Annotated in this window: 17 protein-coding genes, 1 tRNA gene and 1 pseudogene; 5 read left to right on the forward strand and 14 right to left on the reverse strand. The window is 72.1% G+C overall.

Annotated elements, in window-relative coordinates:
- Positions 1-92: 92 nt before the first annotated feature.
- Both ACZ7JA_RS10670 and ACZ7JA_RS10675 read right to left on the reverse strand, forming a co-directional pair.
- Positions 93-749 (reverse strand): fasciclin domain-containing protein, encoded by a 657-nt coding sequence (locus ACZ7JA_RS10670; RefSeq protein ID WP_351672529.1) that lies wholly within the window; start codon positions 747-749, stop codon positions 93-95.
- A 67-nt stretch (positions 750-816) separates the two neighbouring features.
- Positions 817-2421, reverse strand: coding sequence for a molybdopterin-dependent oxidoreductase (locus tag ACZ7JA_RS10675; protein WP_470807901.1), 1605 nt, complete (start codon positions 2419-2421; stop codon positions 817-819).
- A 236-nt stretch (positions 2422-2657) separates the two neighbouring features.
- On the opposite strand from ACZ7JA_RS10675, the pseudogene ACZ7JA_RS10680 reads away from it, so the two are divergent.
- Positions 2658-2804: pseudogene (locus ACZ7JA_RS10680) on the forward strand (RNA polymerase subunit sigma-70); the annotation flags it as partial.
- 94 nt (positions 2805-2898) lie between these two features.
- Here ACZ7JA_RS10680 and ACZ7JA_RS10685 read toward each other — a convergent pair.
- The 3 genes from ACZ7JA_RS10685 to ACZ7JA_RS10695 all read right to left on the reverse strand — a co-directional run bounded on the left by ACZ7JA_RS10685 (position 2899) and on the right by ACZ7JA_RS10695 (position 5707).
- The gene (locus tag ACZ7JA_RS10685) at positions 2899-3627 is read right to left on the reverse strand and encodes an anti-sigma factor (protein WP_470807972.1); all 729 of its coding nucleotides are present in this window, start codon (positions 3625-3627) and stop codon (positions 2899-2901) included.
- Between the two features lie 23 nt (positions 3628-3650).
- Positions 3651-4235 carry a sigma-70 family RNA polymerase sigma factor gene (locus ACZ7JA_RS10690; RefSeq protein ID WP_351672536.1) on the reverse strand — a complete coding sequence of 195 codons (585 nt, stop codon included), beginning with the start codon at positions 4233-4235 and terminating at the stop codon, positions 3651-3653.
- Between the two features lie 128 nt (positions 4236-4363).
- Positions 4364-5707, reverse strand: coding sequence for a helix-turn-helix domain-containing protein (locus ACZ7JA_RS10695; protein WP_470807902.1), 1344 nt, complete (start codon positions 5705-5707; stop codon positions 4364-4366).
- Between the two features lie 213 nt (positions 5708-5920).
- Here ACZ7JA_RS10695 and ACZ7JA_RS10700 point away from each other — a divergent pair, with 213 nt between their 5' ends.
- Complete coding sequence (locus ACZ7JA_RS10700; protein WP_470807903.1) at positions 5921-6703, forward strand: DUF4232 domain-containing protein; 783 nt, start codon at positions 5921-5923, stop codon at positions 6701-6703.
- Positions 6704-6794: 91 nt separating this feature from the next.
- On the opposite strand, the gene ACZ7JA_RS10705 is transcribed toward ACZ7JA_RS10700, so the two are convergent.
- The 3 genes from ACZ7JA_RS10705 to ACZ7JA_RS10715 all read right to left on the reverse strand — a co-directional run bounded on the left by ACZ7JA_RS10705 (position 6795) and on the right by ACZ7JA_RS10715 (position 8135).
- Positions 6795-6998 carry a cold-shock protein gene (locus ACZ7JA_RS10705; RefSeq protein WP_007383480.1) on the reverse strand — a complete coding sequence of 68 codons (204 nt, stop codon included), beginning with the start codon at positions 6996-6998 and terminating at the stop codon, positions 6795-6797.
- 230 nt (positions 6999-7228) lie between these two features.
- On the reverse strand, positions 7229-7567 hold the full coding sequence (locus ACZ7JA_RS10710; protein WP_351672542.1) for a MerR family transcriptional regulator: 339 nt from the start codon (positions 7565-7567) through the stop codon (positions 7229-7231).
- A gap of 217 nt (positions 7568-7784) precedes the next feature.
- Positions 7785-8135 carry a MerR family transcriptional regulator gene (locus tag ACZ7JA_RS10715; RefSeq protein WP_351672544.1) on the reverse strand — a complete coding sequence of 117 codons (351 nt, stop codon included), beginning with the start codon at positions 8133-8135 and terminating at the stop codon, positions 7785-7787.
- A 557-nt stretch (positions 8136-8692) separates the two neighbouring features.
- On the opposite strand from ACZ7JA_RS10715, the gene ACZ7JA_RS10720 reads away from it, so the two are divergent.
- Complete coding sequence (locus tag ACZ7JA_RS10720; protein WP_351672546.1) at positions 8693-9064, forward strand: hypothetical protein; 372 nt, start codon at positions 8693-8695, stop codon at positions 9062-9064.
- Between the two features lie 79 nt (positions 9065-9143).
- On the opposite strand, the gene ACZ7JA_RS10725 is transcribed toward ACZ7JA_RS10720, so the two are convergent.
- A tRNA-Gly gene (locus ACZ7JA_RS10725) sits at positions 9144-9217 on the reverse strand.
- Between the two features lie 523 nt (positions 9218-9740).
- Between ACZ7JA_RS10725 and dcd the strand changes: the two genes are divergently transcribed.
- On the forward strand, positions 9741-10316 hold the full coding sequence (gene dcd / locus ACZ7JA_RS10730; RefSeq protein ID WP_351672548.1) for a dCTP deaminase: 576 nt from the start codon (positions 9741-9743) through the stop codon (positions 10314-10316).
- A gap of 10 nt (positions 10317-10326) precedes the next feature.
- Entirely contained in the window at positions 10327-10836 is a 510-nt protein-coding gene (locus tag ACZ7JA_RS10735; protein ID WP_351672550.1) for a phosphoribosyltransferase, read from the forward strand.
- Between the two features lie 70 nt (positions 10837-10906).
- Here ACZ7JA_RS10735 and ACZ7JA_RS10740 read toward each other — a convergent pair whose 3' ends face one another.
- The 5 genes from ACZ7JA_RS10740 to ACZ7JA_RS10760 form a co-directional block, all read right to left on the reverse strand.
- Entirely contained in the window at positions 10907-11341 is a 435-nt protein-coding gene (locus ACZ7JA_RS10740) for a hypothetical protein (RefSeq protein ID WP_351672552.1), read from the reverse strand.
- A 203-nt stretch (positions 11342-11544) separates the two neighbouring features.
- The gene (locus ACZ7JA_RS10745; RefSeq protein ID WP_389300565.1) at positions 11545-12570 is read right to left on the reverse strand and encodes a Yip1 family protein; all 1026 of its coding nucleotides are present in this window, start codon (positions 12568-12570) and stop codon (positions 11545-11547) included.
- 24 nt (positions 12571-12594) lie between these two features.
- Entirely contained in the window at positions 12595-14070 is a 1476-nt protein-coding gene (locus tag ACZ7JA_RS10750) for a VCBS repeat-containing protein (protein ID WP_351673280.1), read from the reverse strand.
- Positions 14071-14264: 194 nt separating this feature from the next.
- On the reverse strand, positions 14265-15554 hold the full coding sequence (locus tag ACZ7JA_RS10755; RefSeq protein WP_470807904.1) for an FG-GAP repeat domain-containing protein: 1290 nt from the start codon (positions 15552-15554) through the stop codon (positions 14265-14267).
- Positions 15555-15733: 179 nt separating this feature from the next.
- Entirely contained in the window at positions 15734-18016 is a 2283-nt protein-coding gene (locus tag ACZ7JA_RS10760; RefSeq protein ID WP_351673276.1) for a (Fe-S)-binding protein, read from the reverse strand.
- Between the last annotated feature and the right edge of the window lie 21 nt (positions 18017-18037).

The raw sequence follows: 18037 nt of genomic DNA on the forward strand, positions 1-18037 counted from the left end.
CGACCGCGTCTGTGACGCGGATTCAGCGGAAGGATCCGGCGGAACGCGGACGGGGCCCGGACCGCGCGGTCCGGGCCCCGTCGGGTGCGCCGTCAGGAGGGCATCAGCACCGTGTCGACGATGTACACGTTGGCGTTGGCGGTCTTGACGTTGCCGCAGACGACCTTCGAGGAGTCGTTGACGGTGTAGGACTCACCGGAGCCGGACGTGGCGAGCTTCGACTTCTCCAGGGTCGGGAAGGAGCCGTTCTCCAGGTCCTTGGGCGCGAGCTTCCGGCCGACGACGTGGTAGGTCAGGATCTTCGTCAGCTGGGCCTTGTCGGCCAGGACCTTGTCCAGGGTGGCCTTGGGGATCTTCTTGAAGGCGTCGTTGGTCGGCGCGAACACGGTGATGTTCTGCGCGTTGTTGAGCGTGTCGACCAGACCGGCCTTCTTCACGGCCGAGACCAGGGTGGACAGGGCCGGGTTGTTGGAGGCGGCGGTGGCCACCGGGTCCTTGGCCATGCCGTCGAAGGAACCGGCGCCGTCCTTGGGCACCGAGGAGCAGGCGGGTCCGAACGGCTGGTCCATGGCAGACGCGGAGCTGCCCATGCCGTCGTCCGCGGCGCCGGCCGACGCCGACGCGGAGGCCTTCGGCGCGGAGTCGGACTTGCCGGAGTCGCTGCCGCCGTCGGAGCAGGCGCTGAGCGCGAGCGGCAGGGTGGCCGCGGCGGCCAGGGTGACGGCGGTACGGCGGATACGGGAGTTCATCGGTTCTCTCCTGTCGGTAGCGGCGGCCGGAGCCGCCTGTCATGGGGAAAAGAGGTGGTCGGGACGGTCACTCGACGGTGACCACGACGGAGTGCCAGCCACTCGCGCCGTCGGGAACGGTCCGGGTGCGTCTTTCGGTCTGCACCCGGCCGGAGCGGTCGGTGGCGCGCACGGTGAGGGTGTGGGCGCCCTTGGCGGCCCGCCAGGGCAGGGACCACTGGCGCCAGGTGTCACGGCTGTCCTCGGCGGCCAGCCGGGCCTCCTGCCAGGGGCCGTCGTCGATCCGGACCTCGACCCTGCCGATGCCGCGGTGCTGGGCCCAGGCGACCCCGGCGACCATGACCGGGCCGGCCGCGGGCCGCGCGAAGGGCTTGGGGGTGTCGATCCGGGACTGGGTCCTGACGGGCGCCCTGCGGGCCCAGCCGCGCTCGACCCAGTAGGGGTCGTAGGCGTCGAAGGTGGTCAGCTCGAGGTCCGTGATCCACTTGCAGGCGGAGACGAACCCGTAGAGCCCCGGCACCACCATCCGCACCGGGAAGCCGTGGTCGAACGGCAGCGGCTCCCCGTTCATGCCGACGGCGAGCAGCGCGTCCCGGCCGTCCATGACGTCCTCGACCGGGCTGCCGATGGTCATGCCGTCCACCGAGCGGGCCACCAGCTGGTCGGCCGGCCCGCCGCGCGACGGCGGCCGCACCCCGCACTCGGCCAGCAGGTCGGCCAGCCGGGCCCCGGTCCAGCGCGCGGTCCCCACATAGGGGCCACCGACCTCGTTGGACACACAGGTGAGGGTGATGTCGCGTTCGACCAGGTCACGGCGGAGGAGCTCGTCGAAGGAGAGCACGACCGGCCGGGACACGCCCTTGCCGTGGATGCGCAGCCGCCAGGTGGTGGCGTCCACCTTCGGGACCACCAGCGCGGTGTCGACCCGGTAGAAGGAGCCGTTGGGGGTGATGAAGGGGCTCACCCCGGGGATCCGCAGAGCGGCGCCCCGGGGGACGGCGTCCGCGGGCGAGCCGGGCGCCGGCAGCACCAGCCGGTCGCGGGAGGCGACCGCGTCCCTGCTCCTCGCGCCGTTCAGCGACCGGCCCAGCGCGCCCGCCCCGGCGGAGGCGACGGCGGCGGTCGTGGCGGCGAGCACGAACCCGCGCCGGTCCCAGTCGCCGGAACCCTCGCCGGTACGCCGGTCCGCGGGGGCCGGCTCCCGCCACGCGAGCCGGGCCGCGAGGACGAGGAGGACGGCCGCTCCGGCGCCCGCGCCCACGAGTGACGGCAGCGCGTCGGACGGGCCGCGCGAGTCCGGCCGGCCGGTCGCGGCCAGCGCACCGACCAAGCCGAACAGCACGACGCCCGCCGCGCCGGTGCGCAGGAAGCGCAGCGCGGTGATTCCGAGGGCGCATGCGAAAAGCGTCAGCACCGCCAGAATTCCGAGTTGCAGAACCAGTTTGTCGTCGGTTCCGAAATTCCGGACCGCCCAGTCCTTCACGGCGGCGGGCGTGCGGTCGATCGCCGCCCCTCCCACCGCGACGACGGGCCCCGCCTGCGGACGGACCGCCACCGACACCAGCTCGGCCGTCGCGAGCGAGGCGAAGCCGGCGACGGCGCCGGCGAGCGCGCCCGCCGTCACCCGGAGCGGCCCCGAGGGCCTGCGCGGTTCCTTCTCGTCGTCGGTCACGTGGGGAATCCGGTTCCGCCGGGGGTCCGGATTGGCCTTTGCCTCGATCGAGTGAATCTTTTTTCCGCACCAATCCGCACCCCGCGCCGCTACGGATGAAGAGGAAATTCGAGGGCCGGTGATCCGGGTCCCGCCGGTCGTGCATCCGCCGGTGCCCCGCCGCCGAAGAAGTCGTGCGTCACAGGCACGGCGCACAGGTGTCCAAGTGGAGGAGACCGGACGAGAGGAGCCGCCCAGTGGCGGGGGCCCGCACACCGACCGCACCACCGGACGGCGGAGGCGTCACCGACGACGCCCTGCTCACGGTCCGGGCCGCGGAGGGCGACGAGGACGCCTTCGCGGTGCTCGTGCAGCGCCACGCACCGGCGCTGATCCGGCTGGCGGCGGCACGGGTGACCGTGACGGGCCTGGTCTGCCCCGGGGCGGGGCCCGGCGCTGCCACCGGGCTCCGCCCCTCGCGCCGCGCCGGTCCGGCCGTCAGGCCGGGAAGCCCAGCAGGGCCACCGGCGCGGACGTCGGCTTCGAGGAGCCGCCCGCCGGCTCCACGGTGACCCCCATGCCCGAGGCGCCGTCGACGCCGCCGCGCAGCAGCACGGCCTGGTCGGTGCGGCCGGGATCCATGAGACCGGCCGACCGCATCGTGCCCTTGTCGTCGAACCAGAGCTGGTAGACCTTGCCTCCGGCCGGCCGAGCCATCCCGGAGGCGACGAACACGGCCCTGTCCCGTTCCCGGGAGACGACGACGCTGCCGGTGGCGCCGTCGCCCAGGGCGGCGGTCCGGGTCCGCGCGTCCGGCGCCGCCAGCACGGCGGCGATCTCGGCGGTGCCCTGCCGGGCGCTGCGCGCCTGCCGCAGGGCGTCCTCGGCCCGCTGGTGCTGCCACACCGTCGTGCCGCCGAGGGTGGCGGCCGCCGCGAAGCAGGCGGCCAGGGCCCAGCGGGACAGCAGCCGCGCCCGCTTCCCGGACCGGCCCCCGGCACGGACCCCGCTCTGGCCGGGCGGTACCTGCCGGACGGAGGAGATCCGCCGCAGGACCTGCCCGCGCAGGGCCGGCGAGGGCGTCACGGTGGCGGCGAGCCCCAGCCGGGCCGCGGTGGCGGCCAGTTCGGCGGTCTCCTGCGCACACGGCTCGCAGTCCGCCAGGTGCCGCTCGAACGCGGCGCGTTCCTCGTCGGGCAGGGCGTGCAGGGCGTGGGCGCCGGTCATCCGGTGCAGGTCGGCGGTCGTGTTCACGCGGTCACCCCCAGGCAGTCGCGCAGCCGGATGAGGCCGTCCCGCAGCCGGGTCTTGGCCGTGCCGAGGGGGAGGGTGAGCGCCTCCGCGACCTGGCGGTAGGTCAGCCCGCGGTAGTAGGCGAGCGTCACCGCCTGCCGCTGGATCTCGGTCAGGGTGCGCAGGCACCGCCGCACCTGCTCCCGCTCCAGCCTGGCCTCGACCTGTTCGGTCACCTCGTCGAACTCGGGCGTCCGCGCCAGCAGCGCCGCCTTGTGGTCCCTGGCCGCCGCGGCCTCCACCGAGCGCACCCGGTCCACCGCACGGCGGTGCGCGAGCGTGAGCACCCAGTTGCGGGCCGTCCCGATCTCGGGCCGGTAGCGGGGCGCGGTCCGCCACACCTCCACCAGCACCTCCTGCGCCACCTCCTCCGACTGGGCCGGATCACGCAGCACGGCCTGGACGACCCCGAGCACGGGACCGGCCACGGCGTCGTAGACGGAGGCGAACGCGTCCTCGTCGCCGAGGGCGACACGGCCCATCAGCTCCTGCAGATCAGGTTCCGACGAGGGATTCACGCCGATGAACACGGCTTCTCTCACAAAGGGCCTCCGCGGTTGCGACATCTCCGGACGTAATCCGGTCCCGGGGAGGCCGCGGATTGGTCCCGGCGGTGAAAGAGCGCGGATACCCCCGAAGGGCGGCCCGAAGCCTGTTCGCCGGGCCGCCTTCACCCCGGCTGGAAGGGCCCCCATTCGGAGGAGCCGAGCGGATGGCTGTACGCGGGGCGTCCCACGTTCCCGCTGGTGCGGAAGGGCCTGCCGTCGTCGTCGACGCGCACGGTGCCGTGCCGGGCACCGCTGGACCAGTCCAGCTCCAGGTACCAGCTCACGTTGTGCGCCCGCGCGTCCGCGAAGACGTAGAAGACCTCGGGGTCGGACTCGCTCACCTTGTACGGGAAGTCGCGCTGACCCGCCTTCGGGGTGAGCGTGGGCCGCCCGGCGTCGAGATCCGTCCCGAACGACGCCGTCTCCACGCCGCCGCCGCACCCGACGCCCATCGCGAAGTCGTTCCAGGCGAGCGGCGCGCTCTTCTCCACCACGCGCACATGCAGGTCCTCCAGGACGACGGTGGCCCTGCCGGTCCCCTGCACGGTCAGCGCGAGCATCTGCCGGCCGCCGGCGACCCCGCCCAGCGCGGTGACCCACCCGCGCGCGTCCGGCTCACCCGGCGGCGGAGGCACCTGCTCGGGCTGCCGGTCGATCAGGTAGTGCTGAGTGCACGGGTCTTCCCACTTGTACGGATCGACGGCGACGGCGGGCGCGGTGGCCCCGTCCTCGGCGCCGCCCTGCGGCGATCCGCCCCCACCGTCACGGGAGGCGGAGGGGGACGGCGGGGGGCTCGCGCCGCGCGATGCGGACGGCGACGGCGACGGCGAACCGCTTCCCGCACCGGCCGGCTCGGAGGCGCCGGCACTCCCGGAGACGGGCCGGGAGGCCGCCGCCGGGGTGGACGGGGCGCCGGCCCGGCGCTGCTCGCCGCCGTCGGTCAGGAGGTTCGCCACGAGCGCGGCCGACACCAGGGCGGCGGCCACCCCGATCCCGGCGAGGACGACGGTACGCCGCCGCGCCGAGTGGGCCGCCGCCGAACGCACCGGCGCACCCTCGGCCCGGCCCCCGGCCCCCGCCGCCTCGTCGGGCTCCGCTCCGTCGCCCGTGTCCGGCGTCCCGGACACGGGCGTCCCGGGCTCCGCCGGCCCGTCGGCGGGCTCCGTCGCGGCCGTCGCTTCGGCCGCGGCGGCTCCGGTCCCCTCCGCCGCCCCGCTCGGCCTCTGCCGGCGCTTGGCGTCCGCGAGGACCCACCGCCGGTGCAGTTCCACCAGCTCCTCGGGCGTCGCCCTGCACAGCCGTGCGAACCGTTCCACGGGCGCGTAGTCCGTCGGCACGGCGTCCCCGTTGACGTACCGGTGCAGCGTGGACGCACTCGTGTGCAGCCGCTTGCCGAGCACCCCGTAACTGAGCCCGGACCGTTCCTTCAACCGGCCCAGCAGCTCCGGGAAATCGTCCCCCGTCACCGTTCCGTCCCCTCCAGGCGTCCCGCGCCCCCGTTCCAGGGGGAGGTCATTTCAGCAGGTCAGAGCTGTTGCGGGCATTCCAGCGTCCCGGATGTCCCGGCGGTCCTGGCGGCCGGGACGAAGCACCGCACAAGCTGGGGCCATCCAAGCACGCCGCCCCCGGGTCCCGGAGGAGCGGCCCACGCCAACACCCGTACGCACAAGGGGGATCCCATGTCCGCTCGCACCCGCCGCACCCGTCTGCTGTTCGCTTCGGCACTCGCCGCCGCCGCGCTGACGCTGACCGCCTGCGACAGCAGTGGTGACCTCCACGACGAGGGCGCGGCGGCGGGCTCCGCCGCCACGCAGGCGCCCACGGCCTCCGCCGCGCACTCGTCCGAGGTGAGCGGGGGAGGCTCCGCCGACTCGGCGGACGGCGCGGCCGGCGGTGCGGCCGCTTCGAACGGCGCCACGGGCGCCCGGCACTCGTCCGGGGCCAAGGGGGCGTCCGGGTACACCGGCTCGTCCGGGTCCACGGGTTCGAAGGACGCCGGCGGGTCGTCCGGGGCGAAGGGTGCGCCGGGCTCGAGCGGCGCGGGGACGGCCTCCGCCCGCTGCTCCGTCTCCGCCACCCGGACGACCGCGACGGTGGTCTCCCGCCCCCTGAACCACCTGCTCCTCACCGTCACCAACACCGGCTCGAAGAACTGCGACCTCCTGTACTACCCGGCGGTCCGGTTCGGCGAGGCCCAGTCCGTCCCGGCGGCCTACGAGGACTCCAAGCCGCAGGCGGTGGTCACGCTGGCGCCCGGTGAGTCGGGCTACGCCGGTGTCCGGCTCTCGGCCGGCGACGGCAGCGGCTCTCACGGCTACACGGCCAAGTCGCTCGAGGTCTACTTCGACACGGGCGCGAACACCGCCGCCCGGCCGTCGCTGCCCGCGAAGGGCGTGTACGTCGACGACTCGATCCGGGTCTCGTACTGGCAGTCGACCATGGACGACGCCCTGAACTGGTGACACGCGAACGAGCCGGGGCCCGCACCTCGAAGGTGCGGGCCCCGGCCACAGGGTGCGCGAACCACCGGCTCGCGACGATCTCGCGTCAGCGTCAGGCGGGAACGATGTTCTCCGCCTGCGGGCCCTTCTGGCCCTGCGTGACGTCGAAGGTCACCTTCTGGCCTTCCTGAAGCTCGCGGAAGCCGCTGGTGGCGATGTTCGAGTAGTGGGCGAACACGTCGGCGCCGCCACCGTCCTGCTCGATGAAGCCGAAGCCCTTTTCCGCGTTGAACCACTTCACGGTGCCAGATGCCATATTGAATCTCCCTTGAGGGGCAGTGCCGGATCCGCACTTTACGGAACCGAGTGGCCGCGATGATCACCCCTCCGGAAAGATCCGGAAAGCCGTGCAAAGAAAAAATCTCTGGCAATCAGAACTGCAACCGGTAGCAAGCTAACACAGGTCGCGGCCGCGGCGACTGAGCATTTTCCGGAGCGTCGGGTAATTCTCGTCCCGCCGTGCCCGGTAATTCTGTACCAGCGGGACTAGGTATTCGTGCCGCGCCCGTCCAGCTTCCGGCGCATGTCCCGGCTCAGCCGGAGGGCGTCGTCGAGCTGGTCCTCCAGGGACACGATGCGGCAGGCGGCCTCGACGGGAGTGCCCTGCCCGACCAGCTCACGGGCCCGGGCGGCGGCGCGCAGCTGGCGGCGGGAGTAGCGGCGGTGACCGCCCACCGAGCGCAGCGGGGTGATGAGCCCGGCCTCGCCGACGGCCCGGAGGAAGGCGGGCGTGGTCCCGAGGACGTCCGCGGCCCGCCCCATGGTGTAGGCGGGATAGTCGTCGTCGTCGAGGTTGCCGGCGACGGGGGCGTTATCGGCGGGCATGGCACCTTCGTCTCGGGGCGCGGAGGGCGGTCCGGGCGCGGGGCACCGGTGCGGCGCGGACTCGGCGCTCCGCCGCCTCGCATGGCGACCCTGGCGTCGGGAGGCACGCACTTGTGGCCTCACCGCTGCAGATTTCCGCGCGGGCCCGTGCCGGCCGCACCGGACGTGGCGGTCGGCGGGGTGGGGCCGGACGGCGGACACGGCCCCGGACGCCCGTTCAGCCGGTGCGGGAGCCGCGGCCGGCCGCCGGGTCGCCGGCGGCACGCCGGTACTCGGCGTTGATGCGCTGTGCTTCCTCGAGCTGGTCCTCCAGGATGACGATGCGGCACGCCGCGTCGATCGGGGTCCCCTTGTCGACGAGTTCGCGGGCCCGCGCGGCGATCCGCAGCTGGTAGCGGGAGTACCGGCGATGGCCCCCCTCCGAGCGGAGCGGAGTGATCAGACGGGCCTCCCCGATGGCCCGGAGGAAGGCCGGGGTGGTGCCGAGCATCTCGGCCGCCCGGCCCATCGTGTACGCGGGGTAGTCGTCGTCGTCCAGACGATCGTTCAAGGGGTTGTCCGATGTCATGTCACCTCGATGTGCAACGCGTCGAGGGGCCCTGGTGCCGTACGGCACCAGGGCCCCGAAGGAAATTGAACACCATCTGTCGGCCCTACTGCTGTGCCGACCTTCTGTTTCCGCTACCCGGCCCGGCAGGGCGGAGCGGGGATCGCAGCTGCGTGACCGGGGACCACCATCCATTCCGGGGTCTTGCGGTACCCGGACCGAGTGCTCCTCGGACCGGGCGATCCTGATGGCGTCTGCTCCTCCGTTCCTCTCTCGGACCAACCACTGAACTCACTGGCGTCGAGGTCAGCCAACGGCTCTGACCTGCGTACTCCGTCTTCTTCCACCCGCCCGTTCGCGTCTGGCGGGCCTTCTTCGACCTTGTCTACGTGAAGAAGCATACCCAGGGTGTCACCGAATATCTACTCCGGAGAGAGCAGGTTTCGCTCGTTCGGAGGAGGAGGCTTCTGTCGCGGCCGGTCTTCGCCGGTGGGAGCGGGGGTGCTTCCCGCCGTGCGCAAGTGACGGGGGCCCACGGGTGGTTCGGATACGCGCGGGGCCGCATAGGCTCTGTTGCCATGTCGAACCCCGATGATCTGCTCGTCGCCATCGCCGCCGCGGTCGAGGCCGAGCGAAGCAATCAGATGTCGCTGACCGTGGTCGTCGGCGGCGCCGTCCTGACCGGCCGGCTGGCCCCTGAGGCCGTATGGAGGGAGCGGGTGGCGGAGGTCCTCAGGGACTCGGACCGTCTGGGCCCGTTCGCGGACGTCTTCCGCCGCCCGCGGGGCGACCGGTCCGATCGCGGCGGGACCCCCACCCATCTGCACTTCCACCTCGCCCGGATTCTGCAGGGAAGCCTCGGCATCCCGGAGACGGGCGGCATGTACCGGGTCGCGATCGAGGACGTCGGCGCCTGGACCGTGGGGGACTTCAGCTACGTCGACCGGTGACACCGCCGCGGCTGAGAGCGCCCCGGCCCCGCCCCGGAACAGCAGAAAGGCCCGGGTCTTCCGACCTGGGCCTTCTTCGTGGAGCGGGTGACGAGAATCGAACTCGCGCTCTCAGCTTGGGAAGCTGATGTTCTACCATTAAACTACACCCGCGTGATCACGGGCCGACCGCTTCCGCGGAGTCGATGCCCGAACGCTCGCTCACTGTACCCCATCGTGGACCCCCGGTGCCCGGACCCGGGGGGTCCACGTGCGTCCGGGGCATGGGATACCGCTGCGGGGGAACGGAGTTGGGGCGTACCGTGGCGGGGTGGGAGAGGGGCCGGGCGAGGCCGGAGTGCCGCCTGGAGAGTCGTCTCTTTGATCCCGTAATGTGGCTTTCGTCGCCGGAGCAGCAGGGCGACGAGGCTCTTGGGGAAGGGACTTGAGGGATTTGATGGATCGCACCGTCGTTCGTTGCGCGGACGGACACGTCTTCAGCGCCACGTCGTTCCCGATGCAGAAGGCCGAGCGGCTGGGGCCCGGCCGGCTCGTGCGGTGTCCGCGGTGTGCCCGGCTCCGCAGCGTGGTGCCGGTCGCCCTGGAGAGGCGGTAACCGGACCGACCGCACACGGACACAGGCGCGCGGACCCGTCACGATTGTCGGGGCTCCGCGCGCCTTGCGTATCCTCGGGGCGTGCTTCTCTCAGACAAGGACATCCGGGCCGAGATCGACGCCGGGCGGGTACGGATCGATCCCTATGACGAAACAATGGTGCAGCCGTCGAGCATCGACGTCCGGCTGGACCGGTACTTCCGGGTGTTCGAGAACCACCGGTACCCGCACATCGACCCCTCGATCGAGCAGGCCGATCTGACCCGGCTGGTCGAGCCCGAGGGCGACGAGCCGTTCATCCTGCACCCCGGTGAGTTCGTGCTCGCGTCGACGTACGAGGTGATCACGCTTCCCGACGATCTCGCCTCGCGACTCGAGGGGAAGAGCTCCCTCGGCCGGCTCGGGCTCGTCACGCACTCCACCGCCGGGTTCATCGACCCGGGGTTCAGCGGTCACGTGACCCTGGAGCTGTCCAACCTCGCCACCCTGCCGATCAAGCTCTGGCCCGGCATGAAGATCGGCCAGCTCTGCATGTTCCGGCTGACCTCGCCGGCCGAGCACCCGTACGGCAGCGAGCGCTACGGCTCCCGGTACCAGGGGCAGCGCGGGCCGACCGCCTCGCGGTCCTTCCTGAACTTCCATCGGACCCAGGTGTGAGGGCGGCCGCATGACGCAGGCACGTGAGAATTTGACCTACGAGCGGTTCGGCACCGCGGTCCGCGAGCTGGCGCAGACCATCGCGGACGACGGGTACGAGCCCGACGTCGTGCTGAGCATCGCGCGGGGCGGGGTGTTCGTGGCGGGCGGCCTGGCCTACGCCCTCGACTGCAAGAACATCCACCTGGTCAACGTCGAGTTCTACACCGGCGTCGGCACCACGCTCGAGATGCCCGTCATGCTCGCGCCCGTGCCGAACCTGATCGACTTCTCCGACAAGAAGGTGCTGATCACCGACGACGTCGCGGACACCGGCAAGACGCTCAAGCTGGTGCGCGACTTCTGCCTCGACACCGTCGCCGAGGTGCGCTCCGCGGTGATCTACGAGAAGTCCCACTCCCTGGTGAAGTGCGAGTACGTCTGGAAGCGCACCGAGGACTGGATCAACTTCCCGTGGTCCGTGCTGCCTCCGGTCCGCAGGGCCGGGGTGCCGGTCACACCGTCCAAGGACGCCCTCTAGGACACGCGAACGGTCCGGCGCCCGGAGACTCGTGCCGCAGGGCGCCGGACGTGCCGTCAGCGCGCCGTCGTCACTGCCCGGCCGCCTGCTGCTGTTGCTGCTGCTGGGTGCAGTTGATGACCGTGTTCTCGCCGTCCTTCGTGACCGTCTTCAGGACCTTGGCGGACTTGGTGGTCTTCGTCGCCTTGGCCGCCTTGGACGCCTTGGCGGACTTCAGCGCCTTGGCGGCGGCGGGGTCCGCAGCGGCCTGCTGCTGTTGCTGCTGCTGGTTGCAGATGACGGTGATGGTGCCCGCGCCGTCGTCCTTGGCGGCCCGCAGGGCCCTGGTGGCCATGTCGCCCGTGCGGACCTGGTCCATCGAGGGGTAGGCGACCTTCAGGAGCGTCATGTTGTCCAGCAGCGGAAGGGCGTCCCCGACACCGTGCGCCTGGGCGCCGCCCGCGCTGAAGAGGACCGCGGCCGTAACAGCGGCGCTGATCGCGGCACATCGTTTGGCGAACTTCACTCGACCAACCTTTCGTCGTCCCTGGAGCCGAATTCCTGGCTTCGGTGGACAGAATGGTCACGACGGGCTGCGAAGGATCACTGGGCACGCTGCGGCGCCTTTCTTTTCCCCCGTACAGCCTCACCAGGGAAATCCGCCGAATCCCGCGCGAAAGGCCCCTGGCGGGTCAGCGCGCGGGGGCCTTTCGGGGAGGACGGGCCGGGCTAGAACGTGCCCAGCTTCACGATCGACAGCAGCGCGATGAGCTGGATGGCCGACGCGGCCAGCGCCTTTGGCCAGGGCAGGTCGTGCGAGCGGGACACCATCAGGGTGAGCAGCGCGCCCGCGCCGATCCACGTGGCCCAGCCGAGCACCTGGACGAAGCCCGCGTCGCCGCCGAAGAACATGGCGAAGACCAGGCGGGGCGCGTCCGTGAGGGACGTGATCAGCATGGAGAGGCCGACCGTGGGCTGCCAGGCGCCGTCGCCGCCGAGCTGGCGGGCCAGGGTGTGGGTGACCACGCCCAGGACGAAGGCGCTCAGCACCATCGCCACGGCGGTGACCAGGACGATCGGGATCGCGTTGGACAGCGTCGCGTCGATCACGTCCGCGCGGGCCCCGTCGAAGCCGAAGACGGCGAGCAGGCCGTAGAGGAACGTGACGATGAGCGCCGGGGCCCACATCGTGTAGTCCCGCATCCGCAGGAACGTCTGGTTGGGCGCGAACACGACGCCCTTCAGCAGTTCCTTCCAGTGCAGGGGCGGCCCGATCGGCCCGGACGGCGCGGCCGTGCCGGCGTGGTAGGTCGAGCCCTGGGTGTAGCCGGCGGCCTCGTCGACCGAGAACGCCTGGGTGTGGCCCGGGTTGTTCGCCGCGTACGGGTCGTACCCGCCGGGGCCGGCGCCCGGGTGGCCGCCGTCGCCGAAGTACTCCGGGCCGTCGCCGGCCGGCCCCGGGTACCCGTACGGCTGTCCCTGCTGCGGGTACGGCGGCTGCTGCGCCGCCGGGTAACCGTACGAGGGGCCCGCGGGCCGTCCGTGCGACGGTCCCTGACGTCCCTGCGAGGGCCCGCCGGGCCGCCCCTGTCCGTACGACGGGCCCTGCGGCGCCTGCTGTCCTTGGGGGGTGCGGTTGTCGCGGCCCCCACGTCCGCTCCTGAATCCAGCCACGTCATCGAACGTACCTGGTCCCGGAGACCGGCGTGCCGGACCCGGGCGTCCGGGCCCGGCTTTGCGGCCGACCTGTGACATCCCCTAAGGGGCCGTCAGGGTCGGTCAGTCGGCGAAGTTGGCGCCGAAGAACGGCGCTCCGGTGGTCGAGACGCCCGAGGTGCTCGGGGAGATGGCGCGGGAGCCGGTCGTGGTGATCTTCGTGCCGTCGGAGGGCAGGTAGGTCACCGCGCCGTTGTCGTCGTTCTCCCGGGATCCCACGATCAGGTCGGCCCGGTTGTCGCCGGTGACGTCGTCGAGCTTGACGTCCTGCCCGAAGTAGTCGTCGTCCTCGTCGCTGCCGGGCACGCCCGCCGTGGACTGGGCGAAGGACTGGGCGCCGGAGGTGGTGTCCAGGCCGTCCGGGGTGCCGTAGAGGACGGTGACCGTGCCCGTGTTGGCGGCGCTGCCGATGTTCTCGCCGGCCACCCCGATCGCGAGGTCGAGGAAGCCGTCGCCGTTGACGTCGCCGAGGTCGAGCTCGTACCCGAAGAAGTCGTTGCCCTCGGCGGTGCCGGGGACGTTGCCCGTGTCCTGGGTGATGCCGTGGGCGTCGGAGGGGCCGCCGTCCGAGCCGTACGTCACCCAGACCTTGCCGCCCTTGCCCGAGTCCGGGATGGCGGTGCCGTCCGACGTGGTGGGGTTCCAGTAGGCGCCGCTGACGATGTCCCCGTAGTGGTCGCCGTTGATGTCGCCGATCGCGGTGATCACACCGGGCTTGAGCGGCATGGCCTCGGACATGTGCAGTCCGTCGGTCCCGCCCGGGATGTAGTAGTTGCGGTTCCAGCCGTCGGCGGTGCCGCTCTCGAAGCCGTCGACCACCAGGTCGGTCTCCCCGCTGTTGTCGATGTCGCCGGCGGTGAGGTTGAGCGGGCCGTTCGCGTCGGTGCCCATGATCGGGGGCTTGACCGTGTACTTGCCGCCGGGGGTGCCGGAGGAGTCGAAGCCGCCCTTGAGGACGTAGACGGTGGCGGTGGAGCTGCCGACGGCCAGGTCGGCCCGGCCGTCGCCGTCGAAGTCGCCTGCGGCGAGGTTCTTGCCCCAGTAGTCGTGCGCGGAGGGTGCGGGGTCCGCGACCGAGACGCCCTTGCCGGTGATCCCGGAGACGGAGCCCCACAGGATGACGACGCCGCCGCCGTCGGTGTCGCTGCCGACGTCCTCGCCGGGGGTGCCGACGGCCAGGTCGTCGTAGCCGTCGTCGTTGAAGTCCGCGTACGCGGTCTCGGCGCCGAAGTGGTCGCCGGTCTCGGCGGAGCCCGGGTTGCCGGCGGTGTTCTGGCTGATCGTGGAGCGCTTGGCGGACGAGACGCCGCCGCTCTTGGAGCCGTAGAGCACGACGAGCTGGCCGGCGCCCTTCTTGCCGCTGACGTACGCGCCGTCGGCGGAGAAGGCCGTGTCGCCGATCCCGTCGTTGTTGAAGTCGGCCTGCGGGACGACGGTGGAGTCCGCGGCCGTCGCGGTCACGGCCGAGAACGTGAGCAGCCCGCCCGTCAGAGCGGCGGCGGTGGCCGTCGCGAGGGCGAGTCGCAGAGGCTTGTGCATGCGGTTTCTCCTGCTGCATGCGGGGGATGCCTGGCGGGCATCCGCAGTCGATGGGGTGCGGACCGTCCGGGTTCGCCGTGGGTTGTCCCGCGGTTCACGGAGCGTTCGGCGCAGAGGAGACCTGCCTCGGTGCGCAAGGGTTGTACGTGAGCCCGGACACTTTCCGGGGCCGGCGGGAACCGAGCCCGCCCGGATCACATCGCCAGGAACGCCGAGGTGGAGAAGGTCACCGCGGGCCGGCCGTCGAGCAGGTGCTTCGCCGAACCCCGGTACACGGCGACGGTGTCCTTCGTGCCGCCCAGCTGCGTGCGCACCACCAGGTCGGCCCGCCCGTCCCCGTCGAAGTCGCCGGCCGTGAGGACCCGGGTGGCGCCGGGCCCGGGCGGCGCCACCGTGACCGCGCCCTTCCCGGACAGGCCGGCCGCCCCCGCCCGCAGGACGCGCAGCCGGGAGCCGCTGGAGACGAGTTCGTCGCGGCCGTCGCCGTCGAAGTCGGCGGCGGCCGGCATCGAGCCGGACACGGGGAGGGCCGCCCGGGTCGCGGGGGCCGGGAGGTCGTAGCGCAGGGACGTTTCGGCGGTGCCGCCGACCGCCGCGTCGAGCGCCCTGCCGCGGCCGAAGCGGCCGAGGGCCACGTCGACGCCGGCGGGCAGGAGGGTACCGGTGCGGGCGGGGCCGGCCGGGCCGCCGAGCACGACCGCGGCCGTGCCGGCGCCCTCCGTGGCGCGGACCACCAGGTCGTCGGCGCCGTCGCCGTCGACGTCGGCCGCCGGCCCGGCGGGCACCTCACCCGGGGCGGCGAGCGGCGCGCCGGCCGTGCGCGGGGCGCCGGTGCGGCTGAACGGGCCGCGCAGGTACGACAGCCGGCTGCCGGAGGCGTGCAGCACCAGGTCCTTGTGGCCGTCCCCGTCGAAGTCGCCGCACACCGGCTGGTCCGGCCAGTCGTTGCCGAAGCGGGCGCGGGCCGGGACGGTGAGCTCGACGGCGCGGCCGGACAGCCCGGCCGGGGAGCCGAACAGCACCTGCAGCGGCACCGGGGGCCGGCCCTGGCCGTCGTAGGGCGGGTCGGTGGAGACGATCAGGTCGGTGAAGCCGTCGCCGTCCAGGTCGCAGCCTTCCTCGGCGTCGAACACGGCCGGGAGCCGTCCCCCGGAGCGGGCCGCCCGCTTCCCCGGGGTGAGCAGCTGCCGAGCGCCGGGCGTGAGGCCGTGCGGGCCGCCGTAGACGACGCCGATGCCCGCGTCGTCGGCGTGGCTGTCCTCCTTGACGAGGTCGTCGAGGACGAGGTCGCGGTGGCCGTCGCCGTTGAAGTCGTCGGGGACGTCGCTGCCCGCGCCCTGCGGTACGGGAATCACGGCGGGTGCGTCGGCGATCCGGGCGGGCGTGCGCCCGGCCCCGTCGTCGCCCGGTCCGCAGGCGGTGAGGAGCAGGGTGCCGCAGACGACGGCGGCCGCGGTACCGATCCCACCTCTGCGCACACGCACCGCGCACCCCTCCCGGCTCTCGGACGACGATCTCGCAATCATGCACGCGTTCGAGAGACGGGGTAAGGGGCGGGGTGGCGGTTCGGCCGGGGAGCCGGCGGCCGCGGCGGCCCCCGGACAGCACGGCGCCCCCCGGTCCGCCGTGCGGTCGGGGGGCGCCGTGGCTGTTCAGCGGGCGGTCACTTCACCGGCTCGGGCTCCGGCTCACTCTCGGTCTCCGCCTCGCCCGCCGGGTCGACCGGCGTCCTGACGGAGTCGAGCAGCAGCTGGGCGACGTCCACGACCTGGATGGACTCCTTGGCCTTGCCGTCGTTCTTCTTGCCGTTGACCGAGTCGGTCAGCATGACCAGGCAGAACGGGCAGGCGGTGGAGACGATGTCCGGGTTGAGGGAGAGGGCCTCGTCGACGCGCTCGTTGTTGATGCGCTTGCCGATCCGCTCCTCCATCCACATCCGGGCGCCGCCGGCGCCGCAGCAGAAGCCGCGCTCCTTGTGGCGGTGCATCTCCTCGTTGCGCAGGCCCGGGACCTTGCCGATGATCTCGCGCGGGGGCGTGTAGATCTTGTTGTGGCGGCCCAGGTAGCACGGGTCGTGGTAGGTGATGATGCCCTCGACCGGGGTGACGGGGATCAGCTTGCCCTCGTCCACCAGGTGCTGGAGCAGCTGGGTGTGGTGGATGACCTCGTAGTCGCCGCCGAGCTGCGGGTACTCGTTGCCGAGCGTGTTGAGGCAGTGCGGGCAGGTGGCGACGATCTTCTTCGCCGACTTCGGCTTCCTGGACTCCGCCGTGACCTTGCCGTCGTCGTCCAGCTCCTCGCCGAACGCCGTGTTCAGGGCCATGACGTTCTCCATGCCGAGCTCCTGGAACAGGGGCTCGTTGCCGAGGCGGCGGGCGGAGTCGCCGGTGCACTTCTCGTCGCCGCCCATGATCGCGAACTTCACGCCCGCGATGTGCAGCAGCTCGGCGAAGGCCTTGGTGGTCTTCTTCGCGCGGTCCTCGAGGGCGCCGGCGCAGCCGACCCAGTAGAGGTACTCGACCTCGGTGAGGTCCTCGATGTCCCTGCCGACGACCGGGACCTCGAAGTCGACCTCCTTGAGCCACTCGAGGCGCTGCTTCTTGGCCAGGCCCCAGGGGTTGCCCTTCTTCTCCAGGTTCTTGAGCATCGTGCCCGCCTCGGACGGGAACGCCGACTCGATCATGACCTGGTAGCGGCGCATGTCGACGATGTGGTCGACGTGCTCGATGTCCACGGGGCACTGCTCGACGCAGGCGCCGCAGGTGGTGCAGGACCACAGGACGTCCGGGTCGATGACGCCGTTCTCCTCGGCGGTGCCGACGAGCGGGCGCTCGGCCTCCGCGAGGGCGGCGGCGGGCACGTCCTTGAGCTGCTCCTCGGAGGCCTTCTCCTCGCCCTCCATGGTCTTGCCGCCGCCGGCCAGCAGGTACGGCGCCTTGGCGTGGGCGTGGTCCCGCAGCGACATGATCAGCAGCTTCGGGGAGAGCGGCTTGCCGGTGTTCCAGGCGGGGCACTGCGACTGGCAGCGGCCGCACTCGGTGCAGGTGGAGAAGTCCAGCAGGCCCTTCCAGGAGAACTGCTCGACCTGGGAGACGCCGAAGACGTCGTCCTCGCCCGGGTCCTCGAAGTTGATCGGCTCGCCGCCGGAGGTCATCGGGAGCAGGGCGCCGAGGGAGGTGCCGCCGTCGGCGTTGCGCTTGAACCAGATGTTCGGGAAGGCGAGGAACCGGTGCCAGGCCACACCCATGTCGGTCTTCAGGGCGACGGTGATCATCCAGATGAAGGACGTCGCGATCTTCAGGCCCGCGAAGAAGTAGGTGAGGTTCTGGAGCGTGGAGACGTCCATGCCCTCGAGCCAGTGGACGACCGGGTACGAGATGAAGAACGAGGCCTCGTAGCCGTCCACGTGGTGCTGGGCGCCCTCCAGCGCGTGCAGCATGAAGATGCAGACGCCGACGATGAGGATGACGGCCTCGACGAAGTACGCCTGGCCGAAGTTGGAGCCGGCGAAGCGGGACTTGCGGCCCGGCTTGCGCGGGTGGGTGAGCTGCCGGATGACGATCAGGGCGAGGATGCCGAGCACCGTCATCGTGCCGATGAACTCGACGAAGACGTTGTACGGCGCCCAGTCGCCGATGACCGGCAGCAGCCAGTCGGCCTGGAAGAGCTGGCCGATGGCGTTGACGATCGTCAGCAGCAGCGAGAAGAAGCCGACCGCCACGAACCAGTGCGCGACACCGACGATGCCCCAGCGGTTCATCCGGGTGTGGCCGAGGAACTCCCTGACCACGGTGACGGTGCGCCGGCCGGGCTCGTCGGTTCGGGTGCCCGCGGGCACGTTCTGGCCGAGCCGCATGAAGTTGTAGATCTGCAGGAGGGCGCGGGCGAACAGGGCCACGCCGACCACGATCAGAACCAGCGACACGATGATCGCGGCGAGTTGCATTTCGGGGCTCCTCGGGCCTGC

The sequence above is a fragment of the Streptomyces sp. NPDC038135 genome (assembly GCF_055601245.1).